The sequence below is a fragment of the Iningainema tapete BLCC-T55 genome (assembly GCF_014698965.1).
Lineage (GTDB): Bacteria > Cyanobacteriota > Cyanobacteriia > Cyanobacteriales > Nostocaceae > Iningainema > Iningainema tapete.
On sequence record NZ_JACXAE010000095.1, the window covers coordinates 53,043 to 79,428 of the forward strand.

Genomic DNA, 26,386 nt, shown 5'->3' on the forward strand with positions numbered 1-26,386 from the left:
CGCAGAACTTTAGAAGAGGTATTCATTTCAGCACCCACGTAAAATGGGTAAGGTGCTGATCTTATATCGGGCTAAAAGACAAGCACGAATTTCATAACGAATTTGTCCACATTGACAGCCCCCGGTATAAGTTGCGCTCACAGCTTTTTTCCCTTGGCAATTTAGTGCTGCCTCATTGTAGCGATAGTTCTTCCGCAATCTGCCTAGAACTGAAGTTCACAGGCTGCATAGCTTAAGTCGGTTAAAACCGACTAATTTGTTGATTTTTAGTCCGTTAAAACGGACTTCGGCTACTCGCGCGATTTACTTGAGTACATGGCTTTAATTGCCCACGGGTTCAGCTTTTTCAACTGAGTTATCAGTTACTCCCAAAGTCAACTGTAAAGGGATGCGCGATGGGAATGCCTTGACTACTTGGCGGTAGACATCATAATTAGTAGGTAATGTACGCTGTTGCTCACCTACTCCATAGGTCAATCGGTACTCTACAGATTTTAATAATTCGGGCTGACTTGCTTGTTGTCCTTGTTTGCGCTCTTCCACTTCATCAACGGTTGGGCGTGGCGGCAGAGCAGCCCACCATAAACCCCGCTCGTCAGGACCTGTGACTGCTCCTTGTGGCTTCAAGCCATTACGATTAAGTAGGGAGGTGGTGGCGAAAGTTTCAAAACGTGGTGATGTTTCGTTAACTAAATCGTTAGCATATTTAACTTGCCAAGTATATTGAGTAAGTGCAGTGGCTGAGTACTCATTAGTGGTGAGTGTGCTGCAACTGGTAAGTGTTGTACTGAAGGCGATCGCTGTTACGACTAAGCGTAAGTGCATAAGTTAATTAAGATGGCATTTATTTAAGTATTGGCTGATTGCTACGCTTGTGGCAATCACGGAGCTTAACCTTCAAAAATTGCGTTGTATAAAGCAAATACAAGGGGGAAAGGATGTTTGCACAACAGACGGATAACATCGCGATCGCGTCCAACAGAACGCTCAACTCCAGCGGTAGCAGCCTTACGTGAGTCAGTGTACGTGTTTGGAGGTGTTAAAGACGACTTTAGTACTTTTCAAAACACCTTTTACAATGATTTGTACAGATTCGATACATCTACTGATACATGGTTCTTACTCTCCCCTAAAGGTAGCCTTCCACCAGCCCGTGCATTTGCTGCTAGCGTTGCTGCCGAAGATCGAGCTCTGGGTGTACGATCAAAGAACCAATGCCTGGACGGAACTAGTGCCAAATGGTACGCCAGGTACACCGCCACCGCGACATGAAGCGCTTTCAGGAACTCAACCCCGTTGGAACAAGCTGACGGTGTACGGCGGCAGTCCCTTTCAACAAAATCCAACTGAGGAGTTGTGGCGGTTCGATCTCGTTAAGCGCGTATGGACTCAAGTGCAGCCGGATGGAGATCCTTTGGTACGTCTAAAGCGAACTAATGCGGCAAAAGTCGGCAACCAAATGTATATTTTTGCAGGTTATGATTTTCAATGTTCAGGCGGAACGGGTGCCGGTCAAATTTGGAACCTAGATGTCTATTCCTACGATCCCCACAAGAATTAATAACAATGTAGAGATGTTCCGGCGGAATGTCTCTACAAAGATTGCATCTTCCTATGTTATATTGGTTGTATGACCAATCAAAAACCTCCCAAAGATACTCGCAATCCTCGCGCTGATATCACGGCTGCTGCATATCGCCTTCTCGCTGAGAAGGGCTATGAGGCAGTGACGATGAAGGAAATTGCTCGTGCAGCAAATGTTGCACCCGGGTTGATTCATTACTACTTCGAGAACAAGGATCAACTCTTGCAAGAAGTACTTCAAGAGGCAGGCTTACGCTATGTAGAACAAATGAAGCAGTTGACATCTTCCTCTGCGTCAGAAAATATACTAGAAGCAGCGTTTGCCGAGCCGAAGCAGCGAGTAGAGCGCGAGCCTGAATGGTTTCGCATCCGTTGTGAACTATTTGCTTTGGGATTGAGAAATCCTCAGCTACGTCCAAGTATGACTGAAATGCTAGCAAAAGGACGCCAATGTATCAGTGAAGCAATTGATACCATTGCAGAAAACTCGGCTGTTGATTCTGATGCAATGGCTGCTGTGCTACTTGCTTGTTTCGATGGGTTAGCTGTGCAAAAGCTTGCAGATCCGACTTTTGACATTGAAGGAGCTTATAATGTCCTCATTGAGATGTCCAAGTCCCTGCTTGGCGAGCGCTCATAGCCAGAGGAAATTTTTTTTGCTCAATTTTTGGTTGGTCATTCAACCAATATTAGGGGAAAATCAATGATTGCTTCTTTACAAATTGCATCCCTGTTGCTCTCTAGCTTTATTTTCGGTGCAATTGTATGTATAATATTTAACTTTCGTCCGATTGTAGAAGGGGTGATTAGTCATGAGCAGGATGAATCTTCAATTCGAGTGCTAGAGAAACTGAAACTAGATACCTGGATTCGTTACAATACATGGGGGATTGGTGCGGCGATCGCTATAATTATCATTGAGCTAATTCAAGTTTTTTCAGGTGTATCAGTATCATTAGTGACAATTGGAGTGAGCAGCGCTTTACTAGGCGCACTCTTATGGAATCAGGTGATTGATACAAAACTGCTGAACTTAACCGACTCAGTACCTACTTCTGCAATTGTAAGTGATAAAGGCGATCAGACGTGGGAATTTTACCACGATCAAGCTCCGACGTTGGGTGTGCTGCTAACGCTTTTGTCTTTGACTGTAATTGTGCTGCAAGTAGTATAATCTCAAACATATTGTAGAGACGCGACGCCAGTCGCCTACGGAGGGAAACCCTCCTGCAGCGCTGGCTCAACTTTCGCGTCTCTACAGAATTACCAGCTTGCTACAGCTTGCTCAATACCTTGATGGGCTTTGGCAAAAGACTGCTCTCTAATGTCATCTCCTGCACTGAGGTTTTCCACATGAATGAATGAAATGTCAGTGATTCCCAGAAACCCAAAAAGTGCTCTGAGATAAGGTTCTTGATAATCGAAAGGTGCTGCAGGACTTGGTGGTGTAAAATCACCACCACGAGCAGTGATAATGAGCATTTTTTTTCCTTCAACTAGTCCTTTAAAACTACCTTGGTCAGTAACAGCGAAAGTACGACCAACACGAACAATTTGGTCAATGTAAGCTTTAAAGGTAGAAGGCACATTAAAATTATACATTGGGATGGCGAAAACATAGCGGTCAGCCGCTAAGAACTCGTCTACCAGTGTATCTGACACTTCAATTGCCTTAGATAGTTCTGGTGTACGCGCTTGTGGAGGAGTAAAAGCCCCAGCAATCCACGATTCATCAACATGAGGAACTGGATTACGACCTAAATCCCTGTAGCTAATGGTATCTTGAGGATGAGATGCTTTCCAAGAAGAGATAAATTCTTGAGAGAATTTGCGAGAATAAGAACGTTCCCCACGAGGGCTAGAGTCAATATGCAGGATATGCGCCATAAATCAATTCCCAATAGTACACTACATTAAAGGCGTTCAACGTCAGTTGTAGCCTTTTTTTCAGTTAAAGTTTTTACTAGTACTAACTTTAATATATGTAAACATAAGAAAGAAAGTAGGCACTTAAAAGTAACGTAATTACCAAAAAGTAACTATGGAAGCTAAAGCGGAAAACCACAGCAGGCTAAGTTGTGAGGTAGAAACTACACTCAGAGTGATTGGTGGGCGCTGGAAGGTTTTGATTATTAGAGAATTAATGGCAGGAGTAAAACGCTTTGGCGAATTACAACGAGCTTTAAATGGAATTACGCAAAAAATGCTTACTCAGCAACTCAGGGAGTTAGAGGAAGACGGCATTATTCATAGAGAAATTTACCCCCAAATTCCGCCAAAAGTAGAATATTCATTAACGCCTTTAGGAGAAAGTTTAAAACCAATTCTCTATGCAATGCATGAATGGGGTGTTAAGCATTTATCGCAAATAAATCAAAAGCAAGATGGTATGTAGTTGTGCTTTAAGTTTAAATAAATATAAATTTGTAGTAAGCGCTTGAGCGCTGACAATCATTAATCAATTCAAAATGCAAAATTAATCAAAAGAATTTTGCATTTTTTTGACTCTATTCATTACTTTGCAAATAATCTACTGCTGCCTCTAATTTAGAAGAGTATTTTTCCGCAAACGTCTCAAACCAAATACCTTCTGTTGATAAAGGATCTAAGTTAGCTAACCAAGATGAAGCTTGCTTTTTGATTGCCTCCTGTTTTTGAGCTTTAAGCTTTGCCAGTCTTTCTTGTTCTTGTTTGATTTCTTGCTGTTTTTGCAGTTGAGCGGCTAAATCTTTTTCTTCAAAGTCAGCTTTAACTTCTGCCAAAAGATTATCTATTAAAGATGCTGATTTTATTTTTGGTGGTAATGGTTTTGCTGAAGTATGCTGAGGTTTATTTCCATTATATTCCGCTTCTAGTTCAGCTAGTAACTGATCGAGAGAGTCCATAATTATATATCCTCAACATGCTCAATCATTAATGGCATTGAGCAAAACTTCCGACAAACTCATGTCTTCCATATCGTCCATAGTAATAGTGTCACAGATGTCGAACTTTGCACCAGCCCCTTGTAATTCATCATCTAATACTTTAAGAAAGCGGGTAGCTTGGGCATCTGTACCAACTTGAATGAAAGAAATGGCTAGTTCTTCATCAATATCCATGTGCCGCGAAGCTTCAATTATTACTCTCATTACTGCTTTGCGGTCATCAGGTTCACCATCAGTAACTACTAATATTGTCTCACCATTTGGTTTGGTTTGACCTGCTGCTTTGCGTTGAAAGTAGTTATCTGTTGCATGTTGCAATACACCAGCTAAGTCAGTGGTACCAGAGGGATCGTTTTCGCGGAAAATTTGTGAGACTTTACTTGATGTGACATTTTCGTAACGCTTGAATTTTCCCGAAAATAAGTAAATTGTGATCCCATCGGGATCTAATTGCTCACATTTACTTGCTAAAGCAAAGGTTGATTCCTGTGCGGCTACCCATCTGGTTCTACCTCCCTTTTGATCTGGGGTTGCCATGCTGCCGCTTTTGTCGATAATTAGGGTATAATCACGATTTTCTAGCATTTCTACTCCTGAGGTTGCTAATGGTTCTTGGCTAATAGCTAATATAAATCAGTTATTTTACTTAAAACAATAACAAATCGTAGATAAAAATTACCAACAATTAACAATTAGCAATTAATCAGTAATTGCATTCATTAATACTTCGGCAAGGCTCATGTCTTCTAAGTCATCTAGGGTAACTGTGTCGCATATATCGAACTTAGCACCGACGCTTTGTAGTTGATCGTCCAAAGCTTTGAGAAACTTTGTTGCTTGTGGATCTGAGCCTACTTGAATAAAAGAGATTGCTAATTCTTCATCGCGATCCATCTTTCGAGATGCATCAATGATAACCTCAAATACTGCTTTGCGATCATCAGGTTCGCCATCTGTAACAACTAATATTGTTTCTCCGTTGGGTTTTGTTTGTCCTGCTGCTTTACGCTGAAAGTAATTGTTGGTTGCATCTTGGAGTACACTTGCTAAATTTGTTGTGCCTGCTGGGTCATTTTCTATAAATATTTGTGCAACTTTGGCTGATGTTACGTCATCATAACGTTTAAATCTCCCAGAAAACACGTATACAGTAATACCATCTGGATCAAATTGCTCACTTTTTCTTGCTAAAGCCAGCGTAGACTCTTGGGCTATTTCCCATCTACTTTTACCACCAACTTGATCGGGGGTGGACATACTGCCGCTTTTGTCAAGAATTAATGTGTAATCGCGATCGCTCATCATAATTTCCTCCAAATTGTTACCCTGTGGTTCTAGTTTGGCACACTGTTACGGCATCGATATGGTTATGCAAAAAAAATCCCCCAGACTTGTTGAGGGAGTTTCTTGTGGGGTAGACAATTCCACAAAAAATGTAACAATTATGCAGGGTTTGCTTGCGCTCTTCTTTGGAGCAAGTCAATAATTGCTGCTTTTTCTAAGATTCCAACTAACACGCCGTTGTCACGAATTACGGTAAGCGCAGATAACTTTCTTTGTTCGAGTAGCTGCACTGCTTCTAACAAGGGTCGATCTGATTGTACAGTGGAAGTATTTTCAATCGGTCGCATTATATCTTTGACTTGAGTCTCTGTCCACTGTGTGGTAGGAATCATGCGTAAGTCGTCAACAGATATTGCTCCTACTAGTTGCCCATTATCTTCTGTTACTAGGAACCGACGCCAGTTTTGCCAATTTAAAATCCGCTGATCGGCAAACTCTCTGAGGGTAAGATGAGCAAAGACGATTGGGCTATCTTGTGTTACCGCATCTGCTGCTGTTAAACCTGTAAGTTTTTCCTGTACTCTGGCAAATTGAGCCGCACCACCAGCGTTTTGTAGCAAGAAGAATCCGACTAACAAGTTCCAGAAGTTAGCAAAGCTGCCAAACAATAGTAACGGAATTAAACCACTGGCGATCGCTACCCAACCAAATATTTGTCCTACGCGGCTGGCAAACACTACACCTTTATAAGGATTGCCTGTAACTTTCCAAACTATTGCTTTGAGTATATTTCCCCCATCTAAAGGCAAGCCGGGAATGAGGTTAAACAGTGCTAAAGCTAAGTTTACAGAAGCAAGTACACTTATAATCGCTCCGATTGGTCCTGATGCCATCGTGGCAAAACCAATTGCTGTGAATATGGTAAATAATACCAGACTTACTAAAGGACCTGCGATCGCCACCCAAAAAGCTTCTGCTGGAGTTTTCGATTCTCTTTCTAAACTTGCCAACCCGCCAAATATAAACAGTGTGATTGATTTCACATCAATACCTTGGCGAATAGCAACAAAACTGTGTCCTAATTCGTGGGCAACGACAGAGCTAAACAACAACAGCGCCGTCATCAATCCTAGTAGCAAAGGCAATCCCCCAGATAATATAGGAAATTGTGCTGCTAGTCCACTGCCATAACTCCAAGTTACTAGCCCTAGAACTAAAAACCAGGAAGGATGGATATAAAAGGGAATCCCAAAGAGGCTCCCAACGCGAATTGTGCCATTCATGTCGTTCACCTTTAATTTTTGCTGCAAGAGATTGTTTCTCTTTATCTTGATGTTTCTATCGTAACGAAACGTTAAGCAATTTTAAGCTAAACAACTGTCGTGGAGTCCGTCTTTTATGGTACGGTTATGCGACTAAAATCATCCAAACATGGTAATTTCGTTGATAATACTCACTCCGAACACTCTATGCACTCACCTGTCACCAACAACAAACAGAAAATTTTGGTAGTGGATGACCAAGAGTTAGTCTTACATGCCACTGTTAATGTATTGATACAGCACTATCCCGAAGCCGAAATTGTTCAAGCACAAACTTCTACTGCAGCACTGAATCAAGTAGCAACTATCAAACCTGACTTGGTTGTAGTTGATTTGGCTATGCCACACAGTAGTGGAGAAACTGCTAGAACTGAAAACGGGATTATGCTGATTAAGACGCTGATGCAGCAGTATCCTACCCTAAATATTGTAGTGCAAAGTATGTTTCCCCGTGCTTTGGTACGGCTCAAACCTGCTATTAGCCTTCATGAAGGAGGTTTTACAGTGGCAGATAAAAGCCAGTCTATTGAGGAGTTGTTAACTAAAGTTGAATGGGCGTTTAGGGGTGTAATTTATACTCCCAAAGAGATGCGCGCTGCTTTGGAAGTAAAGCCGGAATGGTTGGATATGCTGCAAATGGCTTATAATGAGGGTTTACAAGATACTATAATTGCCGAACGTTTAAATGTTGCCCAAAGAACAGTCCGCTACTACTGGCAAAAAATTCAGGATGAATTGGGGGTGTATCCTGATGCAGGTAAAAATTTACGTATTCAAACTGAAATTCGGGCAAGAGAGGAAGGGTTGATTGATTAAGAAATGGCTAATCTTCCCAGATCCCCGACTTCTTAAAGAAGTCGGGGATCTCAAGGGTGGCATACTACCAGGAATTGCGGCAATTACATTTGTGATTGCGTTCCGTTTAATTGGTTCGCTACAGTTTTTAGAATGGGCGGCGTTGGATAAATTTCTGTGGATGCGTCCAGAGGAAAAAGTTGATGATAGGATTGTGATTGTTGGGATTAATGAGCAAGATATTCGTATTAAAAATTATCCAATTCCGGATCGGGATATTGCTACATTATTAAGAAAGCTAAAAAGCTATCAACCTGCTGTAATTGGTTTGGATATTTTTAGAGATTTACCTGTAGAGCCAGGGCATAAAGAATTTGTTCAGACTTTAAAAGAAACTAAAAATTTAGTTGTGGTGGAAAAAGTTTTACCAGATCCCAGTGGTTCTACAGTCAATCCACCGCCAAATTTACCAAAAGAACAGTTAGGCTTTTCTGATGCTGTGATTGATGCAGATGGATATCTGAGACGAAGTTTGTTAGCTACATCAAATCTTCAGGAACGTTGGCGACATTCTCTATCGTTGAATTTAGCAGAAGCCTATCTGAAAACTAAAGGAATTTCTTTAGAAAATGTGGATGGTGATCCTTATGGGATGAGGTTTAATTCTACTGAATTTCCGCGAATTAAGTCTAATTTTGGTGGTTACGTGAGAGCAGATGTAGGTGGTACTCAAATATTAATCAATTTTCGCTCTGGGCGCAAACCTTTTCACATGGTTTCACTGTTAGATATTCAAACTGGAAAGGTAAAGCAGGAGCAAATTCGCGGTAAGATTGTATTAATTGGTATGACTAGCCCTAGTGCTAAAGATTATGTAAATTCAGCCGCAATTAAGAGTGAAAATCCTGCTTTGATTTATGGAGTTGAGGTACAAGCACACGTAATTAGTCAAATTATCAGTGCAGTGCTGAATAAGCGATCGCATATTCATGTGTGGGCTGATGTATGGGAGTATCTTTGGATTATCGTTTGGGGTATTTTGGGGATTAGTTTGGGACGTATTATCCGTTCTCCGCTCAAAGTTCTTGTTGTTGTTACTATTGTAAGTATCTGTTTGGTTGGAGTATGTTATGGCTTACTGCTTCTTGGTTGGTGGATTCCTTTTGTACCAGCTTTGATGACTTTGGTGTTTAATAGTGTGGTGTTGGCAGCTTTTTATCGCTATGATGAAGCATTGCGATCGCGTATTAAAGATCGTCAGTTAGTGATTGACCAAACTTTTGATGCTATTCACAGTCAACCATTACAAACGCTGGGTAGAATTTTAAGAAAGGTTCAGAGCAATTCAGATGTAACACCTGAACAGTTTCTCTCAGAACTTCAGCAACTCAATCAAGAACTTCGCAGTGTTTATGATTTAGTCAGAAAAGAAACTGCTTGTGAGGTAAGTAGTTTGTACTTGCGAGAACAAAAATTGGATTTAGCCCAAGCGCTGCACGAAATTCTCTACGAAGTTTGTCACGACGTTTTAGAAAGAGACTATCCCTACTTTAAAAGTATTAAGGTTAAGGTGTTTAAGTTTGAACCGATGTCTGAGCGATTGAGTATAGAAAAAAAGCGCAGTCTATGCCGCTTTCTGGAAGAAGCACTGTGTAATGTAGGTAAGTATGCGGTTGGTACTACTAGACTTGATGTCACTTGTTGCCAAAAGCAAGGTAAAAACATTATTCGCGTAGCAGACAATGGTTTGGGGATGGATGAGAAAACAGTGCATCAAGGATTTGGTACAAAGCAAGCGCGTTCTTTAGCCAAGCAGTTAGGAGGTAAGTTTGAGAGATTTTCTAATTCTCCCAAGGGGATAGTTTGTCAACTTACATGGTGACTGTAGAGACGTTACATGTAACGTCTCTACATTAAATATTGTTTTTCATTTTTGGTTGTATCTCGTTCCCAATCAAAGACTAGTAGTCAGACATTGTTAGTGAAAATTGCGTAAGCGTCACCAAGCTGCTTTCTTAAGGCAAGAGCGCCCCTACGATGTGATCGATTTACAAGGGAAACTCTGCTGTAATTTAATCGTTATTCGGATACTTTCTGGATGAGTGCAATACACGGATGATTTGGACACTCTCGCCTTTGATGCGGTAAATTACGATATAGGGTGTTTGAAGGATAACTAGTTCTCTGGTTCCTTCAACCCTTCCTATTCTACCTATATATGGAGTATCGGCAAGCTGGTTGACAGCTTGTTGAATTTTCAAAGTTACACTAATAGCTGCTGCTGGATTGTCTCTGGCAATATATTCGTGAATCTGTACAATATTGCGGAGTGCTTTTTTGAGCCACTTAATGCGCATTGGTTAACTTCGCAAAAACAGTTTTAACTTCTTCGTCTGTGGCAAAGTCTTCTGCTTCAGCCTCTGCTACTCCTGCCTTAATCTCTGCTATCTGCCACTGATAAACTTCAAGATAAAGGTTAACCGCTTCATTCAATACGTAGGTGCGATCGCGATCCAGACTAACCGCAATCTCATCTAAAACTGCCCTCTTTTCGCTATCCAGGCGGAAGGTAATATTTTCTTTACTCATATCAACCGAATCATACCAAAGCTCTTTTTTCATTATGCCTTGCATTGCAAGACAATGCAAGATAAAAGTCTAATTTTACTAAGGACATTCTCGACTCAGAACTACATCGCCATTTGCCAATCGATAAATACCTTGCGCTTCCACAATTGGAGCGCTAATTTTTTTGTTAGGGTTGATGTTTTTTGTAGTAAGTGATGTGGTCTTTTCACCAACACTTGGTATAGAGCGGATTGTTCCAGTAGGATAAGGAGAAAGGGAAGCATTACCAGGACGCTCAGCTAAACCACCGTTGCCTGTAATAAAGAAAGTACCACTTGAGGTATTGCCTCTAGCAACGCAACTATTGGCAATTAGCGCGTTAGCATCAATGATATTTTCTGGTAGTTCGATTAGGCTGTTTTGCAGAGCATCAGTATCAGGTGTATTAATATTAACTACCCCAGCCACACCCAAGCTAGAACTCGCAGTGATGTCACTCAAGTCTGTTAACTGTGGGCGCGACTGAATACCGAAGATAGCTTGAGTATTAATTTGTACTCTGCCACCATTGCCTAAGAAAGCATTTGCAGTAATGTCACTGTTTTCTTGCGGAACTGCAACGATAAATTGGGAGTTAATATTAATGTTGCCGCCATCACCACCTTTAAGCGCAGTACCAGCACTGGTAGAAATTTGACTACCGCGCCGCAACAGTAAGATGTTCCCTAACTGCAAGTTAATATTACCGCCTTGGCTACTGGTTGTTTGCGCAGAAATCTCCGCTCCATTGTCCAGGGTGAGAATATCTGCAAGTAGAGTAATATTCCCGGCATTGCCTGTACCATCACTATTTACTGAGATCTTTGCCCCATCTCGAATAGAGACTTGACGAGGGTCAATAAATATGCTTCCTCCAAATCCAGTGGAACCAGGAGCAGTGTTAGCAAAGATACCACTGCTAGGTCCTTGATAACCAATAACATCAACGAGTTGATCGGTTTCTCCTAGTTGACGTAAACGCTGTTCAACTTCGGCTTGGCGTTGAGTAAAGTTTGGGTCAGTTCCGGCTAAGGTTAAGGTATCTTTCACATTCAGGGTGATGGTTCCAGCTAAGCCTGTTCCATAAGTATTAGTTAGCACTTGTCCACCATTGAGGGCGGCAAAGGAATTGGCGTTAATGGTAATGTTACCTCCGTCGCCAAAACCAGAAGTGTCAGCGTTGACAACTGCAGCATCTGAAACTCGAAAATTAGGAGTTGTGAGCGTAATATTACCAGCATTTCCGGTTGTTTCTCTACCCGTACCAGTGATCAAGGCGCTAGAAAATCCAGTCGAACTGATGCCAGAAACAGTGATAGAATCAGTTGTGGTAACGCGAATATTTCCCCCACGTCCTTGAGCCGCTTTCAGATTTCCCGTTGGTCGAAAAAGGACTGACTGGATTTGAGCGCCATCTGTTACTAATAGAGAATCAGCAAGTATGTCAATGTCACCAGCTTTGCCCAAACCTCCAGACGCAACAGAAGTTGTGATTTGACTGGAATTTGTTAGTGTTACAGCATCATCCACCTTTACTGAGATATTACCTGCATCTGCTCGTCCACTAGTAGTGGCATTGATTTGAGCAAAATTGGATAAGGAAAGTGTTCCACTTTTTACTCGGATGTCACCGCCCTTACCCACATCAGTAGATCCTACCCCACTGAAAAGACCGCTAAGCCGTCCATTGCTGCCTGTGCTATTCAAGGTAATCGCATCACTGGCATTAATATTTATATCGCCTGCTTTTCCTGAACCAAAAGTACCAGCACTGAATTGAGCACTGTTGTTCAAAGACAACGCTCCAGTTGTGACGTTAATATTTCCGGCATTGCCTACACCATTGGGTTCTACTGTGCTGTAAGCCCCACTGGAATTTTGATTGCTACCCACCCCATCAAACGTTACGCGATCGCGAACATCAATAGTGATATTGCCACCATTACCTTGCCCATGGGTATTGGAAACAAGTCGAGCGCCATCACTTACTGTCAGCGAACCTGTTGTTAACCGGATGTCTCCGCCTTTACCTACGCCAGTAGATCCTACTGAGCTAAAAAGACCGCTAGAACTTCCATTGCTGCCTGTGCCGTTTAAAGTAATGGTATCACGGGCATTGATCGTAATATTACCTGCATTGCCTTGCCCAGCTGTATTGGACACAAGTAGAGCGCCATTGGTGAGGGAAAGGGAACCTGTTGTCACAAAAATATCTCCTCCCTTTCCCTTACCTTCCTTACCTTCCAATAATTCTGAGAAAGCACCACTAGAGCGTCCGTTGCTGCCTACCCCATCAAAGCTAACAGTATTGCGGGCATCGATAGTGATATTTCCTGCATTTCCTGCTGTTGCAAAGCTAGACAGTTGACCACCATTGGTTAATAATAATGTTCCGGTTGTCACCCGGATATCTCCCCCATTGCCATTACCTCCTAAGCTGTTTGCTCCACTTGAGAGTTCATTGTTACCCACACCGTCAAAGGCAACGAGATCGCTAGCATTAATTATGATACTGCCAGCATTACCCGAACCAAAGCTATTAGCATTGAGTTGACCGCCATTTTTTAAGAACAGCGCTCTAGCACTCACGCGGATATCTCCACCACTGCCTACGTCATTACTTCCTTTTTCACTATCTGCACTGCTGTTTTCAAAGGTTATGGTATCGCGAGCATTTAAAGTGATGTTGCCTGCACTTCCTCGTCCATCCGTACTTGTAGATATTCGAGCGCCGTTTTGTACTGTGAGGGAACCAGTTGTCATCTGGATGTTTCCCGCTTTGCCTTCACCTCCAGTGAGCAAGCTGCTTTGCAAACCACTAATTGCATAGCCCACTCTGCCATCTATATTGACTGTATCGCGGGCATCAATGATAATGTTACCTGCTTCTCCTTGCCCACCAACGTTGGTAACTAGTTGAGCGCCATTGGTCAATGAGAGCGTCCCAGTTGTGACTCGGATGTCTCCCCCCTTACCCACACCCCTTCTAAAAACATAGCTTTGAGCAGAACCATCGTCAAAGCTAATAGTATCGCGGGCATCAATTGTGATCTTACCAGCATCCCCGTTTCCTAAAGTGCTGCTAGAGAGAAAGGCTCCATTTGTTAATGAGATAGTGCCTGTTGTTACCCGAATGTCTCCGGCTTTGCCAACAGCTTCTGGTTGTACAGTAGTATTTGCATTGCTAAAGGTGTTGCCTTTACCATCAAAGTCAATGCGATCGCGGGCATTGATGATAATGTTTCCCCCATTTCCTTGCCCATTCGTGCTGGTATTCAAGATAGCGCCATCAGTTAAAGACAAAGACCCAGCCTTGATGTTAATATCACCACCATTGCCCACCGATCCTGCTTCTATTTGATTGAGAATGCCACTGCGCAAGCCGTTTTGATTTACTCCTGTCAAAGTAACGTTCGCGCCTACATTAATATTTACACCTCCGGCATTGCCACGCCCACCAGGTTCTAAAGCGTTTGCGCCAATAATACCAGATTGCAGTTGAGCGCCATCAGTGAGGGTGAGCGAATCTGCTGTAATAAAAATACCCCCACTATTTCCTACTGCGCTCGCTTCCAAACTACTGAAGATGGTGCTATTCGCTAAAGATACAGTATCCGATGCCTGCACAAATACCCTGCCGCTATCCCCTTTTCCATCGGTACTGGTACTCAAAGCAGCATCGTTGCGTAGTGTGAGCGAACCTGTATTGATGTTGATGTTACCACCAGTGCCTGTAGCTTCTGGTTGCACTACGTTAGCAATAAAGCTGCCATCACTTAAGGTGGTTTCCCCTGTGGCATTGATTTCAATATCTCCCGCTCTGCTATCTGGCGTACCCAATCCTGATCCTATCCCAGTACGCAGTTTACTTGCTTCTGCCAGATTTACGTTGCGAAAATGAAGAGCGATACTACCACTATTGGCTGCACGGACATTCACTTCTGCCCCATTGCGAAGAAATACATCTGCTCTTGGCACTCGATCTGGAACATTTAAGCTCAGATTATTACCTGCTACATCTAGCCCAATACTTCCTAGTGTTGCTAATCCTGCCAATTCAATCCGACCTTCATAAGCTCTAAGGCTACCACCATCTAAGTTGACATTGCCACCAACTAGCAGTAAACTTCGACCATCTGGCACTCTCAAACCTGTCACCTGATTACCAATCGGATCGATCCCGGCTGATGCAGTAGATTTGTTGGTAATTGAACCTGGTGAGATTTGATTTAACAGCAACGCTGATGGATTAATTGTCAGCAAAGAGGAGGGTGCAACTGGTGCGTCAGCACTGAAATTACCGAAGTTGCCAAATTGAACTGCATTCGCTGTTGTACCCACAAATGAGCCGCCTACATTTAATCCTGCATTCGGACCAAAAATAATCCCGTTAGGATTAATCAAAAACAAGTTTGGGGTAGAATTTCCAAAAGTTCCCAAAGTTCCCAAAATTTCTGAGCGATTACTACCTGTTACCCGTGCCAGAATATTTTGAATACTAGCATTAGGACTAAAGAAATAAGCTCCTCTTCCCGCATCAACATTGAATTCTCGAAAACTGTGAAATAGGTTAGCTCCGCGTACTGCCCCACCTGTGATTGCTTCTACTGGCAATCCTTGAACGTTGGGTGTGACAACAGATGATTCTACACCAAGTGTGTTATCTGGCACTATATTGCTCTGCGCTCTGGTAGGGCTAAAGTGGGCGATCGCACTCATACATCCCAAACACCCTACCCATCCCAATTGCCAACACCAACTTAACCAGTGTCTTTGTGTCATCTGCTGCATCCAACACATACTTAGATTAATTGTTTAATCAAGATGCAGTATAAAATAGTAATATTTTCTCTGATTAATTGAAATTTAATCTTGCACAAAAGTGCAATCACTTTGTCATAAAAAAGCAATGCAGTTGACATAAAAAGGGCATTGCCTATTTTCAACAAGCATTATTTATTGCCAACAAACTCTTAATTAATCGCATTAAACGCAGCTGATTAAATTATAACTAGGTTTTTATTACTACATTTGCATATTGAGGCAAAAAATCGGATTATTTCGTTTTTGTCGGAAATTCCGCTTTCTCTCGATGTATTTTTGTAAAGTTTCCATAAGTTGTTCATCACAATTTGTGATAAAAAATATACATAATATTTTAATTCTTTAAACTTAATCTAAATTTAACTTCAATTGCACTTTTGTGCAATCAATGAGTCCCAAAGAAGCAATCTAATCAGCACAAATAATCAACAAATAACTAAGTAAATTTTTTATTGTGTTCAACAAGCGCACTTAAGTAATCGCGCTGAAGGTAGAAAGTAATTTTTTTTAGGTAACATGCCTAGAAAAAGTTAGTAATATTTCATCCTGATTACTTTGCAAGTATCATTACCTATTCAGCATCACCAAGGAAGAATCTAATGAATGTAGTAGAACAAACTGTTAAGCAAGAACAAATGCTCAAAGGTAGCGACTTTGAGCAACCTACCGAACTTGTTAGGCAAAATACAACTATTGTTGAAGATATTAAACGCCCTCACAACCAAAAACCAGAACTACCTCCTGAAGAGATGGGGAAAAAACTTCCTCTCAAAGAGCCACCACCTAACATGCCTAACGTATGGGTTTATGACGGAGAAGCATACGATCTATCTGATTTTATTAAGCAGCATCCAGGTGGTGAGTTCTTTATCGGAAGGATGAAAAATAGAGATATCACAACACTGATTAATATTTTTCATCCCAATCCCGAAAAGAATAAAAAAATGCTCAAGAAATATGCATTAGGGCGAAGAGCATTACCTGAGGACGTTCATCCCAAATACGCTGCGCCAGAATTTCTGTTTCGTAAAGGTTTTGACGGCTGGAAAGATACACCAAAGTTTAACTTCGATAGTCAAGATCAATTACTGAATCAGATCAAGATCAGGCTAAACAAGCCAGAAATGAAGAAAAAGATTGCGCAAATGGACTTTATGTTCGATGGTGTCACTATAATTTTGGGCATCGTCTATATTCTTGTGGAAGTGCTGCGATTAAACTTCACACAGTACATGCCAGTTTATCTGTTTGTTCCACTCATGGTGGTACTAAGAATCTCCCTTGCCGGAGCAGGTCACTATTTCATCCATAGAGCGCAAGTTCGCCTGAACAAAATATTTGCACAGATTTTTGATATTAGCTATGTCCCGATGGCTTTCGTAGTTACTGATGGTCACGCCTTGATGCATCATCCATATACTCAGAGTGAGGTTGATATCAAGAGAAATGTTTTTACAGCCATGCTTGACCTTCCTCGTTACTATCGAATTCCAGTTCATACAGTACATAAATTAGCACATATTCTCACTGGTATGTTTGTGCGAGCAATTGAGATATCCATGCTGGGATTCAAGTTTGGTGTCAAAGATTTATACGGCTCTTGGCAAGGAAGTCTACCCCACTATATTGGACTCTTTGGAATGCGTATACTTCTAGTAAGTGAGTTAATTTTGTTTTGCTTGCATGGTGATTTTGGAGCTTGGTTTGCACAATTTGTTCTCACTTTATGGCTTAGCACTTTCATGATTGTTGCTAGTCACGATTTTGAAGCTGAAGTAGAATTAGAAACACGAGTCAATCATAAAGAGGAAAAAGATTGGGCAGTGTTCCAGATTCAAAATACCTATGATTTGACTATGATTGGTAACAAGTACGTAGACTGTTTTCTGTCGGCTGGTCTTAGTCCCCATCGCGTACACCATGTGCTTCCTTATCAAAGAAGTGGTTTTGCAAATGTGATCAGCGAAGATATTGTTAGAGAAGAAGCCGAGAAATTTAACGTTGTTTGGGAGCAACCAAAGAACTTCTTCATTGATCGCCTACCCATCTTGACGAAACATTACTTATTTAGTCCATCAAGAATGGCAAAAGAAAAGAACTTTGGACTGTGGAAAGAACACTTTCATCCACACGAATTACAGAAAGCGGTGAAATATATTATGCAAGGTTTTGCTGGTATTGGTTCGATATAATTGATGATTTGCATTCTTTAAGTATGATAAGGAGAACGATTGTATGAACACTAAAACTACCCCAGATGTACATCAGCCCATAATTAACTACCCTCTGAATCAGCCAAAGCTGTTTCAAGTAATAAACAGCTTTTATAACAAGAGTGGGATGAAGTCAAAGCAGTTTCTCCCTACTATTGAGAGCATAGCAACTGGTACTCCCAACAACATCGTTCGACAATCTGATGCGGCTAAAGTAGTGATAAACCTTCCTACCTTGGAGCAAAATCGCTCTCGCATCGATAAGCTTTACAGAAATACTCGCATTGATACAAGGCACTTGGCGATCGACTTATTATCTGATGAAACCTTGAGTAAGAGCCACCACCACAACATTCAGTCTCGGATGCAAATGTTTATGGAATATGGTGTTCCCCTCGCTGAGGAGGTTTCGAGAAAAGCACTCTTAACTGCTGAACAGAAAGAAACTAGCAATCATTTGGGAAAAGAAAGCATTGAAGATTCGATCCGTCTGATTGTTTTTGTATCCAGTACGGGCTTCGTCGCACCAGGAGTAGATACAGAATTGATTAAAAGCCTTGGACTCAGGCGAGATACAGCTAGAGTTACAGTAAGCTTTATGGGTTGTGCAGCAGCGATGAATGGAATGCGTGTTGCTTGCGATCATGTACGCGCTCATCCTACACATAAAGTGCTTTTAGTCTGCCTTGAACTTAGTTCAATCAATGCAGTGTTTGAAGACGACATGAATGATGTGATTATTCATAGTATTTTTGGCGACGGATGTGCTGCAGTGGTGATTGGAGCTTGTGAACAAGAGCAAGCCAAAGCCAGAGGTAAAGTTGTGATTAAGGATCACCTCAGTTATCTTGCGGAAAATACTGAAGATGGGATTGTGCTTGGTATTAGGGATAACGGAATTACTTGTCAGCTTTCGCGTCAGTTACCTGATTACATTAGAACTGGTGTGAATCCAATTATCGAACGTTTTCTCACTAGCCATAAGTTGACTAAACAGAGTATCGATCTTTGGGCTGTTCATCCTGGTGGCACAAGAATTATTGAGAATGCACAGTCTTCTCTGGGATTGAGTGATAGTCAAGTTGCTGATAGTTGGGAAGTACTTCGCCAGTATGGCAATATGCTTAGTCCCTCAGTACTGTTTGTTATGGAACGCATGTTGCGCAGATATGAGAACGATTCGCCTCGTGTTGAGGAAAAATATATGGGGTTGGGTAACTTGAATGAAAAAAAGAAAGCGTTAACGGGAATTGCCTTTTCATTTTCACCAGGAGTTGGGATAGAAGGTATTCTGTTTCAAAAACTTTAGATAAACGGGTTTTATATCTATTTTATGCTTCTTTCTTGTAACTTTTGCTTTGTAAGGACATCAGCATGAGATTTATTCGATTTCTTTTGGAAATATCATGGCGGAATGTATTGATTGCGACTATCACAGGTTTAATTAGTGGTGGTAGTAACGCGATGCTTATTTCACTTATAAATCAAGCTGTCAGTAGAGCGTCTCTGCCGAATGCACTTTTATATTTTGCGGCATTAAGTCTGTGTACTCTGTTTACGAGTACTATTACGCAATTTATGCTGATTAATCTCTCGCAAAATGCGATCTACCAATTGCGAGTCAGGTTAAGCCAAAACATTTTATCTTCACCTTTACAACATTTAGAAAGACTGGGAGAGAATCGTTTACTCGCAACACTAACTGATGATGTTCGCGTACTTTCACACGCTGTGTCGGCAATTCCAAGTATCTGTATCGATCTTGCTACGGTAATTGGATGCTTAATTTACTTGGCTTGGATTTCAAATGTTATATTTGCTTTGACGATCGCCACCTCTGCTCTTGCCATGTGGTGTGTTCAGACTAGAATCGGTAAAGCACAGCGTTTGTTTGCGGTAGCACGTCAAGAGGAGGATAATTTATTCAAGCATTTTCAAGCCATTACTAGAGGTACTAAAGAACTGAAACTGCACTCTTTAAGAAGAGAAGATTTTTCTACAAAAAACTTACAAGGTAGTGCCGCAAAACTGCGTCAGAAAAATCGTCAGGCAATGCAAAGTTTTGCGATCGCCAATGGTATGGGACAATTTTTGCAGCTTTCCAGTTTAGGCTTTATTCTTTTCATCTTACCCTTGTTCATTCATCTCCCCATCCCATTACTAGCAACATATGTCCTCACCACTACCTATTTATCCCTGCCACTACAAAACCTTCTACGCCGATTACCTGATTTACTACAAGGTACTGTTGCTCTGCAGAAAATAGAGATGATGAAGCTGTCATTAACAAGCCAGTCCGAAATAGAGACAACTAATTACATTAGCCGACAAACCGGTCAAATAGAACTTAAACTAGAACTAGATCGAGTTACTTATTTGTATCATCCCAATGGCGATGATCAAGAGATACCTTTAAATCCAGAAGCTCAATTTTTGCCGCCTGGACAAAAACATCCGCCCAAACCCGGACAAAAACATCCCCCAAAACTCGGACATCCACCCAAACCTGGACATATGCCATTAGAAAGGCATCCCCTTGCTGACGAAGAAAAAGGGTTTCTGCTTGGTCCAATTAGTTTATCATTGCAACCGGGACAAATAACATATATTGTAGGAGGCAATGGTAGTGGTAAGTCAACACTTGCTAAATTGATTACGGGATTATATCCATCCCAAACTGGATCAATTTATCTCAACGGAGTACTCATTACTGATGAAAACCGAGAATGGTATCGCCAGCACTTCTCTGCCATATTCTCTGACTTCTACCTTTTCGACAGTTGTTTGGGATTGAATCATAGTAACCTTGATCGAGAAGTTGAAATGTATTTAAAGCAATTGCAGTTGGAGCGTAAAGTTCAAGTGAAAAATGGTATTCTCTCCACAACTAACTTGTCTCAAGGACAAAGAAAACGCCTTGCTTTACTCACAGCATATCTAGAAGATCGCCCTATTTACTTATTCGACGAGTGGGCATCCGATCAAGAGCCACAATTCCGCGATCTATTTTATAGACAAAGCCTTGTCAAACTTAAAGAACGTGGTAAAACAGTTATAGTTATCACTCATGATGACCGTTACTTTCACCTCGCAGATCAAATCATTAAACTTGACTACGGTCAAATTCAATCAAACTACGCTCCGACAATCAGTTACCTAAGTTAAGCTACTAATTTGAGTTGGAATTATATCAATTATGTAGATTAAGTCTAAAATGGAGTCAAGATATGAACGCTACTGAACTAGAAATAAATCAAAAAATTTGTGATGACATGACTCAAATTCAAATCGCTCTGGAGCAAGCGCTGAAAAATATCTTTGAACAAGCAGGTAGCAAAATTAAACCAGAGAAACAAGAAGAAGTAAAAAAAGGCATTGAAAATACCAAACTAATTCTGGAACACTTCAAGAGTAGGTATTGGGTAAATAGTTCCATAATCAGCGCTACTAGCAACTAAATGCTCAACCCTCGTAGTGAGCGCTTAAGAGCTCAGAGCGTAGGGGCTTTGGTTATAAGGGCTGAAGCCCTTACTACAAACGAGCATTTATTTACGCCTACCTACTTATTGAATCGCATTTAAATTTTAAAACAACAATTGTGTCCAGCAAAAATGAATGAACATGACATCTAATCCTGTCGAGCCAGTCGATCGCGCTCATCCACCTCATCCAACTGACACCACGTCTTTAGTCGCACCGTTAAAAAAACAAAGTAAACCAAAATGGTTACTTGGATTCCTCTCCTTATTTTTACTTGCAGGTGTTAGTTATTATGCTTATCAACAACTACAGCAACAACAGCGCAAAAATCATCGCCCACCGATTGTACCATTAGAGCGGCGGAATATTTCCATTACTGTCTCAGCCAATGGAACCGTTCAACCAGAGCAGGTAATCAACATCAGTCCTAAAACGGCAGGTATTCTCAAAAGCCTGCAAGTTAAAGAAGGTGATTCAGTTACAAAGGGGCAGGTGTTGGCTCACATGGATGACTCCAATTTGCAAGGACAATTAATCCAAGAAGAGGGGAGACTGGGACAAGCACAAGCAGATTTACGCAAATTCATCACAGGCAATCGCCCTCAAGATATTGCTCAAGCGCAAGCTAGACTAGAGGCACTGACGGTGCATTTACACAAACTCATCGCAGGTAATCGTACTCAAGATATTGCTCAAGCACAGGCTCGCTTAGATTTAGCTCAAGCTAACCTGCGTAAAACAGACGATGACTTTCGCCGCACTCAGAATCTTTACACTGCCGGAGCAGTTTCGTTACAAAGTTTAAACCAAAAACGTGCAGACAGAGACAGCGCCCAAGCCCAAGTTACGGAAGCACAACAAGCACTGTCTCTACAAAAAGTGGGCACCCGTACTGAAGATATTGAGCAAGCCCGTGCCGACGTAAAGCAGCAAGAGCAAGCTTTAGCTCTGCTCAAAGCGGGAACCCGTACTGAAGAAATTGACAAAGCTCGTGCAGTGGTGAAAGCTGCTCGTGGTTCGCTGCTCAACATCCAAACCCAGATGAATGATACACACATTCGCGCTCCCTTTGATGGAGTAGTCCTTCGCAAGTATGCTAATCCGGGTGCATTCGTTACGCCTATGACGGCAGGCAGTTCGGTTTCTTCCGCCACTTCATCATCAATTCTCGCCTTGGCTGACACTAATCAGGTAGTGGCAAATGTTGCCGAAAGAAATATTTCTCAAGTTCGTGTCAACCAACAAGTGGTAATTAAAGCCGATGCTTATCCTGGAAAAACTTTCACGGGGATTGTATCACAAATTGCGGCTCAGTCAACAGTAGAGCAAAATGTTACTAGCTTTGAAGTGAAAGTTGCTCTTGCTTCAGAGGCAAAGAAGTTGTTGCGTTCTGGAATGAATGTATCTGCGGAGTTTAAAGTTGGTGAGTTGCAGAATGCGCTCACTGTACCAACAATTGCCGTGACACGTCAGCAGAATGTCGCAGGTGTTTATGTCGTGCGGAAAAATCAACCACCAGTATTTACTCCAATTACAACCGGAGCAACAGTAAACAATCGTACCGAGGTGAAGGCTGGGCTCAACGGCACAGAACACGTATTGATGAGCCTTCCGCCTTCACCAGAAAAGAAATCTGGTCTTTCTTTTCCAGGTTTACCAGGCTCGAAAAATGAAGGTCCTCAAGAAGGACCTCCTGGTCCTCCACCTGGTGGTGGCGCTCCTCCTCATTAATTAAAGGTGGAAACAATGACGATTTCTTTTCGCTTATCTCAAAGTGTAACGACTCATCAGCGTGTTCGTTCTGTGTCGGCAATCGAAATTTTCTCAATGGCAGTTGAGGCGCTGTGGAGTAACAAATTACGCACTGGATTGACGATGTTAGGTGTAATTATTGGTATTGCTTCGGTGATTGCCATTACTTCAGTAGGTCAAGGTGTACAAAAAGCGACAGAACAGCAAATTCAAGCTTTAGGTACTGATGTGCTACAAGTCTTTGCGGGTGCAGCGAGAACAGGTGGTATCAGTAAGGGTGTGGGTTCTAGTTCAACGCTCACTTGGGAAGATGCTAAAGCAATTCAGGAGCAAGTTCCTGTGGCTCAAGTCGTTTCTGCTTACCTCCAACGTCCAGGACAAGTTGTTTATGGTAGGCTGAATCACTCAACTAATATTGTCGGTATTGATTTGAATTATTTGCAGGCGCGAAGCACTCTTGTGAAACAAGGGAGGTTTTTTACTCAAGCAGAATTAGATAATGCTCAATCTGTGGCTATTTTAGGTCCTACAGTACGGGATGAACTCTTTGGCAGTGGTAAAAATTCTGTGGGTGAACAGATTCGGATTCAAAATAATATTTACGAAGTTATTGGTGTATTGGAGCCTAAGGGTTCGGAAGGACCGATGGATCGAGACGATCAAGTTTTTATTCCTCTTACTAATATGTCTGGTCGAATTGTGGGTAATAATGCTATAAATGGGTTTGCTGTGAATGGAATTTATGTTAAGTTAAGAGATCAAGGACAGTCAAAAACAGCGCAATTTCAAGTTGTTAATCTTTTGCGTCTGCGGCATAATCTTAGTCCTGATCAATCTGATGATTTTAGTATTAGAAATCAAACAGATGTTGTGAAAACTTTTACGACTGTGGTGGGTTTGTTTACAGTTATGGTAGTGGCGATCGCCAGTATTTCTCTGCTTGTCGGAGGAATTGGTATTGCTAACATTATGCTGGTTTCTGTTGTGGAACGTACAAGAGAAATTGGTATTCGCAAAGCGGTTGGAGCGACAAATTCGGCGATTTTAAATCAGTTTTTAGCTGAATCAATTGTGATTTCAACTACAGGAGGTGGTATTGGTATGGGAGTTGGCATTGCTATTGCTTTCGGTTCAGCTATGATGTTCAATTTTCCTTTTGTGATTTCAATTTGGTCTGTTGTTTGTGGGTTGGGATTATCGTTTATTGTTGGGTTGTTGGCTGGGGTAATTCCTGCTCGTAATGCTGCTCAATTAGACCCGATTGTTGCGTTAAGGAGTGATTAAGTAATGTTTACGTTCGTAGTGAGCGCTTAAGCGCTCAAGGCAAAGATTTAAGCGCTTAAGCGCTTACTACAAACTTCTATTTATGCCTTGTTACTTAGCAATATGATTTGGATGGAATCGGTTAGTAAAACTTATCGCTTGGGTGAAGTTACTGTACCTGTACTTAAGCGGATTGATTTGGCGATTGAGCAAGGTGAGTATGTGGCGATTATGGGTGCATCTGGTTCGGGAAAGTCCACATTAATGAATATTATTGGCTGTCTGGATCGTCCCACGGCTGGGCATTATGTTTTGGAGGGCAGAAACTTAACGACTCTGGATAATGAGGAGTTGGCACATATTCGCAATCAGCGGATTGGCTTTGTATTTCAGCAATTCAATCTGCTGCCTCGTGCCACTGCACTGGAGAATGTGATGCTGCCGATGATTTATGCAAATATCTCCAAGCAAAAACGTCGAGCGATCGCTACTCTTGCACTGACACGAGTGGGATTAGCTGATCGCTTGTTTAATCGTCCTAACCAGCTTTCTGGTGGACAACAACAACGAGTGGCGATCGCTCGTGCGTTGGTTAACAAGCCTGCCCTTGTGCTGGCAGATGAGCCTACCGGCGCGTTAGATACAGAAACATCTCAGGAGGTGATGGATTTACTTACTGAACTTAATCAACAAGGCATCACGATTGTAATTGTCACTCACGATCCAGAGGTAGCTACCCAGACGAAAAGAGTGATTCGAGTTCAAGATGGTTCAATTGTGCTGCCAAATTTGAGATAATACCATTTCTCTAAAAGCTGGCTACACAAGATCCCTTTTTGCCCCCCTTAAAAGGGGGGTTGGGGGGTTTAAACGTGTAGCAACTATAAGAAGAATTGGCATAACGTTTGACTCTCTGAAAAGACTTTGGTAAAGAGGAGTTTGATTTTGATGATATTTAATCGACTGTTGATCCTATTGACTATTCTTCTCACACTGGAAGCTTGTACTTCTGTAAATTCCAAAACATTACCCAATCAATCTGATACTATGGCACAAAATTCATTACCACCCAACGGCACAGAAAAACGACAACCACCTAATTTTGCTGCGGCAGCCCAGAAATTAGGAATCACCGAAGCACAATTAAAAGTAGCCCTAAAACTGCCTGCTCAACCACCAACAAACTCAGACAGTCCTCCACCACGTCCTGATATCAAAGGTGCAGCAAAGACATTAGGTGTAACCGAGGCAAAATTGATTGAAGCACTAGGACTTCCCCCTCATCCTCCCGGCAAACATCCTTAAAATAAGCGGCATTAATAAATAGACATAGCCGTGAAAAATAATGTAGAGACGCTCCGCCGGAGCGTCTCTACAAGGATTTGGTTGTACACGTTTAGATTCTGGAGAGGATAAATTAAGAACACTCTCTCGATAGTACCAATTCTCCATTTACCAATCGATAAATACCTTGGGCTTCGACAATTGGAGCGCTGATTTTCTTATTCGCATTGCGTTTTGAATTAGTTCCAACTAACTCAGAAGTTGAGACAGAGCGGATTTTTCCCGTAGGATATGGAGAAAGATCAGCATCGCCAGGACGCTCAGGTAAACCACCATTACCCGAAATCAAGAAAATACTAGCAGATGGATTGTTGCGTTTAGCTATGCAACTATTGGCAATCAGCGCGTTAGCATCAATGATATTTTCTGGTAGTTCGATTAGGTTGTTTTGGAGTGGCTCTGAATCTGGCGTATAAATATTTACTTCTCCAGCCAAACCAAAGCTCGAACTCGCAGTAATGTCACTGAAGTCTGTTAATTGTGGGCGCGACTGGATACCAAGGATACTTTGTGTATTAATTTGTACTCTGCCTCCAGCACCTAAGAAAGCATTTGCCGTAATGTCACTGTTTTCTTGTGGAACTGCAACGATAAATTTAGAGTTGATATTAATGTTGCCGCCATCACCACCTTTTTGGGCAGTACCAGCATTGGTAGAAATTTGACTACCACGGCGCAACAGTAAGAGTTCCCCTAATTGCAAGTTAATATTACCGCCAAGGCTACTCGCAGTTTGCGCAGAAATCTCAGATCCATTGTCCAGGTTGAGAATATCTGCAATGAGGCTAATATTCCCAGCATTGCCCGTACCATCGCTATTGACTGAGATCTTTGCCCCATCTCGAATCGAGACTTGACGGGGGTCAATAAATATGCTGCCACCATCTCCAGTAGAACCAAGAGCAGTGTTAGCGAAGATACCACTGCTAGGTCCTTGATAACCAATAACATCAACGAGTTGATCGGTTTCTCCTAGTTGACGTAAACGCTG

The 26,386-nt window shown here is 41.8% G+C and carries 24 protein-coding genes and 1 pseudogene; 15 read left to right on the forward strand and 10 right to left on the reverse strand.

What is annotated here, in order from left to right:
* Positions 1-321: 321 nt before the first annotated feature.
* Positions 322-825: a hypothetical protein gene (locus ICL16_RS31660; protein ID WP_190835561.1), complete on the reverse strand. Its 504-nt coding sequence runs from the start codon at positions 823-825 to the stop codon at positions 322-324.
* A 117-nt stretch (positions 826-942) separates the two neighbouring features.
* On the opposite strand from ICL16_RS31660, the gene ICL16_RS47860 reads away from it, so the two are divergent.
* The 4 genes from ICL16_RS47860 (at position 943) to ICL16_RS31680 (ending at position 2,758) form a co-directional block, all read left to right on the forward strand.
* Positions 943-1,272 (forward strand): FBX42 beta-propeller domain-containing protein, encoded by a 330-nt coding sequence (locus tag ICL16_RS47860; RefSeq protein ID WP_190835562.1) that lies wholly within the window; start codon positions 943-945, stop codon positions 1,270-1,272.
* Positions 1,196-1,561, forward strand: a complete 366-nt coding sequence (locus tag ICL16_RS31670) for a Kelch repeat-containing protein (RefSeq protein WP_190835589.1) — start codon at positions 1,196-1,198, stop codon at positions 1,559-1,561. Before ICL16_RS47860 ends, ICL16_RS31670 begins: the two co-directional genes overlap by 77 nt.
* Before the next feature lie 69 nt (positions 1,562-1,630).
* Positions 1,631-2,224, forward strand: coding sequence for a TetR/AcrR family transcriptional regulator (locus ICL16_RS31675; RefSeq protein WP_190835563.1), 594 nt, complete (start codon positions 1,631-1,633; stop codon positions 2,222-2,224).
* A gap of 63 nt (positions 2,225-2,287) precedes the next feature.
* Positions 2,288-2,758 (forward strand): hypothetical protein, encoded by a 471-nt coding sequence (locus tag ICL16_RS31680; protein WP_190835564.1) that lies wholly within the window; start codon positions 2,288-2,290, stop codon positions 2,756-2,758.
* Between the two features lie 89 nt (positions 2,759-2,847).
* Here the strand turns inward: ICL16_RS31680 and ICL16_RS31685 are convergent, their stop codons facing one another.
* Complete coding sequence (locus ICL16_RS31685) at positions 2,848-3,471, reverse strand: FMN-dependent NADH-azoreductase (protein ID WP_190835565.1); 624 nt, start codon at positions 3,469-3,471, stop codon at positions 2,848-2,850.
* A 154-nt stretch (positions 3,472-3,625) separates the two neighbouring features.
* Between ICL16_RS31685 and ICL16_RS31690 the strand changes: the two genes are divergently transcribed.
* Positions 3,626-3,979, forward strand: coding sequence for a winged helix-turn-helix transcriptional regulator (locus tag ICL16_RS31690; protein WP_190835566.1), 354 nt, complete (start codon positions 3,626-3,628; stop codon positions 3,977-3,979).
* Between the two features lie 112 nt (positions 3,980-4,091).
* On the opposite strand, the gene ICL16_RS31695 is transcribed toward ICL16_RS31690, so the two are convergent.
* The 4 genes from ICL16_RS31695 to ICL16_RS31710 form a co-directional block, all read right to left on the reverse strand.
* Positions 4,092-4,469 carry a salt stress protein, Slr1339 family gene (locus ICL16_RS31695; protein WP_190835567.1) on the reverse strand — a complete coding sequence of 126 codons (378 nt, stop codon included), beginning with the start codon at positions 4,467-4,469 and terminating at the stop codon, positions 4,092-4,094.
* Between the two features lie 21 nt (positions 4,470-4,490).
* Positions 4,491-5,096 (reverse strand): vWA domain-containing protein, encoded by a 606-nt coding sequence (locus ICL16_RS31700; protein ID WP_190835568.1) that lies wholly within the window; start codon positions 5,094-5,096, stop codon positions 4,491-4,493.
* A gap of 114 nt (positions 5,097-5,210) precedes the next feature.
* The gene (locus ICL16_RS31705) at positions 5,211-5,816 is read right to left on the reverse strand and encodes a vWA domain-containing protein (protein WP_190835569.1); all 606 of its coding nucleotides are present in this window, start codon (positions 5,814-5,816) and stop codon (positions 5,211-5,213) included.
* 137 nt (positions 5,817-5,953) lie between these two features.
* Complete coding sequence (locus ICL16_RS31710; protein WP_190835586.1) at positions 5,954-7,078, reverse strand: site-2 protease family protein; 1,125 nt, start codon at positions 7,076-7,078, stop codon at positions 5,954-5,956.
* A gap of 186 nt (positions 7,079-7,264) precedes the next feature.
* Between ICL16_RS31710 and ICL16_RS31715 the strand changes: the two genes are divergently transcribed.
* Positions 7,265-7,933, forward strand: a complete 669-nt coding sequence (locus ICL16_RS31715; RefSeq protein WP_190835587.1) for a response regulator transcription factor — start codon at positions 7,265-7,267, stop codon at positions 7,931-7,933.
* Positions 7,926-9,794, forward strand: coding sequence for a CHASE2 domain-containing protein (locus ICL16_RS31720; RefSeq protein WP_202895818.1), 1,869 nt, complete (start codon positions 7,926-7,928; stop codon positions 9,792-9,794). The genes ICL16_RS31715 and ICL16_RS31720 overlap by 8 nt, the downstream gene beginning before the upstream one ends.
* Positions 9,795-9,984: 190 nt before the next feature.
* On the opposite strand, the gene ICL16_RS31725 is transcribed toward ICL16_RS31720, so the two are convergent.
* The 3 genes from ICL16_RS31725 to ICL16_RS31735 all read right to left on the reverse strand — a co-directional run bounded on the left by ICL16_RS31725 (position 9,985) and on the right by ICL16_RS31735 (position 15,301).
* Positions 9,985-10,269, reverse strand: coding sequence for a type II toxin-antitoxin system RelE/ParE family toxin (locus tag ICL16_RS31725; protein WP_190835570.1), 285 nt, complete (start codon positions 10,267-10,269; stop codon positions 9,985-9,987).
* On the reverse strand, positions 10,259-10,501 hold the full coding sequence (locus ICL16_RS31730) for a CopG family ribbon-helix-helix protein (protein ID WP_190835571.1): 243 nt from the start codon (positions 10,499-10,501) through the stop codon (positions 10,259-10,261). Before ICL16_RS31730 ends, ICL16_RS31725 begins: the two co-directional genes overlap by 11 nt.
* A 78-nt stretch (positions 10,502-10,579) precedes the next feature.
* On the reverse strand, positions 10,580-15,301 hold the full coding sequence (locus ICL16_RS31735; RefSeq protein WP_190835572.1) for a beta strand repeat-containing protein: 4,722 nt from the start codon (positions 15,299-15,301) through the stop codon (positions 10,580-10,582).
* A gap of 641 nt (positions 15,302-15,942) precedes the next feature.
* Here ICL16_RS31735 and ICL16_RS31740 point away from each other — a divergent pair.
* From ICL16_RS31740 to ICL16_RS31775, 8 genes are all read left to right on the forward strand, one after another.
* Positions 15,943-17,535, forward strand: a complete 1,593-nt coding sequence (locus ICL16_RS31740) for a cytochrome b5-like heme/steroid binding domain-containing protein (protein ID WP_190835573.1) — start codon at positions 15,943-15,945, stop codon at positions 17,533-17,535.
* Positions 17,536-17,578: 43 nt separating this feature from the next.
* Positions 17,579-18,865, forward strand: coding sequence for a type III polyketide synthase (locus ICL16_RS31745; RefSeq protein ID WP_190835574.1), 1,287 nt, complete (start codon positions 17,579-17,581; stop codon positions 18,863-18,865).
* Positions 18,866-18,930: 65 nt separating this feature from the next.
* Positions 18,931-20,721 (forward strand): ATP-binding cassette domain-containing protein, encoded by a 1,791-nt coding sequence (locus ICL16_RS46245; protein ID WP_190835575.1) that lies wholly within the window; start codon positions 18,931-18,933, stop codon positions 20,719-20,721.
* 62 nt (positions 20,722-20,783) lie between these two features.
* Positions 20,784-21,014 carry a hypothetical protein gene (locus ICL16_RS31755; protein ID WP_190835576.1) on the forward strand — a complete coding sequence of 77 codons (231 nt, stop codon included), beginning with the start codon at positions 20,784-20,786 and terminating at the stop codon, positions 21,012-21,014.
* 163 nt (positions 21,015-21,177) lie between these two features.
* A complete protein-coding gene (locus ICL16_RS31760; RefSeq protein ID WP_190835577.1) occupies positions 21,178-22,767 on the forward strand; it encodes an efflux RND transporter periplasmic adaptor subunit in 1,590 nt (529 codons plus the stop codon).
* Between the two features lie 15 nt (positions 22,768-22,782).
* Positions 22,783-24,072: an ABC transporter permease gene (locus tag ICL16_RS31765; protein ID WP_190835578.1), complete on the forward strand. Its 1,290-nt coding sequence runs from the start codon at positions 22,783-22,785 to the stop codon at positions 24,070-24,072.
* A gap of 102 nt (positions 24,073-24,174) precedes the next feature.
* Entirely contained in the window at positions 24,175-24,849 is a 675-nt protein-coding gene (locus tag ICL16_RS31770) for an ABC transporter ATP-binding protein (RefSeq protein ID WP_190835579.1), read from the forward strand.
* A gap of 147 nt (positions 24,850-24,996) precedes the next feature.
* Positions 24,997-25,356, forward strand: coding sequence for a hypothetical protein (locus tag ICL16_RS31775; RefSeq protein ID WP_190835580.1), 360 nt, complete (start codon positions 24,997-24,999; stop codon positions 25,354-25,356).
* A 112-nt stretch (positions 25,357-25,468) separates the two neighbouring features.
* On the opposite strand, the pseudogene ICL16_RS31780 reads toward ICL16_RS31775, so the two are convergent.
* A pseudogene (locus ICL16_RS31780) lies at positions 25,469-26,386 on the reverse strand (S-layer family protein); the annotation flags it as partial.

Coding starts and splice junctions, on each gene's coding strand:
- ICL16_RS31660 (WP_190835561.1), bottom strand. CDS start 825: ATGCACTTACGCTTAGTCGTAACAGCGATCGCCTTCAGTACAACACTT.
- ICL16_RS31675 (WP_190835563.1), top strand. CDS start 1,631: ATGACCAATCAAAAACCTCCCAAAGATACTCGCAATCCTCGCGCTGAT.
- ICL16_RS31680 (WP_190835564.1), top strand. CDS start 2,288: ATGATTGCTTCTTTACAAATTGCATCCCTGTTGCTCTCTAGCTTTATT.
- ICL16_RS31685 (WP_190835565.1), bottom strand. CDS start 3,471: ATGGCGCATATCCTGCATATTGACTCTAGCCCTCGTGGGGAACGTTCT.
- ICL16_RS31690 (WP_190835566.1), top strand. CDS start 3,626: ATGGAAGCTAAAGCGGAAAACCACAGCAGGCTAAGTTGTGAGGTAGAA.
- ICL16_RS31695 (WP_190835567.1), bottom strand. CDS start 4,469: ATGGACTCTCTCGATCAGTTACTAGCTGAACTAGAAGCGGAATATAAT.
- ICL16_RS31700 (WP_190835568.1), bottom strand. CDS start 5,096: ATGCTAGAAAATCGTGATTATACCCTAATTATCGACAAAAGCGGCAGC.
- ICL16_RS31705 (WP_190835569.1), bottom strand. CDS start 5,816: ATGATGAGCGATCGCGATTACACATTAATTCTTGACAAAAGCGGCAGT.
- ICL16_RS31710 (WP_190835586.1), bottom strand. CDS start 7,078: ATGAATGGCACAATTCGCGTTGGGAGCCTCTTTGGGATTCCCTTTTAT.
- ICL16_RS31715 (WP_190835587.1), top strand. CDS start 7,265: ATGCACTCACCTGTCACCAACAACAAACAGAAAATTTTGGTAGTGGAT.
- ICL16_RS31725 (WP_190835570.1), bottom strand. CDS start 10,269: ATGCGCATTAAGTGGCTCAAAAAAGCACTCCGCAATATTGTACAGATT.
- ICL16_RS31730 (WP_190835571.1), bottom strand. CDS start 10,501: ATGAGTAAAGAAAATATTACCTTCCGCCTGGATAGCGAAAAGAGGGCA.
- ICL16_RS31735 (WP_190835572.1), bottom strand. CDS start 15,301: ATGACACAAAGACACTGGTTAAGTTGGTGTTGGCAATTGGGATGGGTA.
- ICL16_RS31740 (WP_190835573.1), top strand. CDS start 15,943: ATGAATGTAGTAGAACAAACTGTTAAGCAAGAACAAATGCTCAAAGGT.
- ICL16_RS31745 (WP_190835574.1), top strand. CDS start 17,579: ATGAACACTAAAACTACCCCAGATGTACATCAGCCCATAATTAACTAC.
- ICL16_RS46245 (WP_190835575.1), top strand. CDS start 18,931: ATGAGATTTATTCGATTTCTTTTGGAAATATCATGGCGGAATGTATTG.
- ICL16_RS31755 (WP_190835576.1), top strand. CDS start 20,784: ATGAACGCTACTGAACTAGAAATAAATCAAAAAATTTGTGATGACATG.
- ICL16_RS31760 (WP_190835577.1), top strand. CDS start 21,178: ATGACATCTAATCCTGTCGAGCCAGTCGATCGCGCTCATCCACCTCAT.
- ICL16_RS31765 (WP_190835578.1), top strand. CDS start 22,783: ATGACGATTTCTTTTCGCTTATCTCAAAGTGTAACGACTCATCAGCGT.
- ICL16_RS31770 (WP_190835579.1), top strand. CDS start 24,175: ATGATTTGGATGGAATCGGTTAGTAAAACTTATCGCTTGGGTGAAGTT.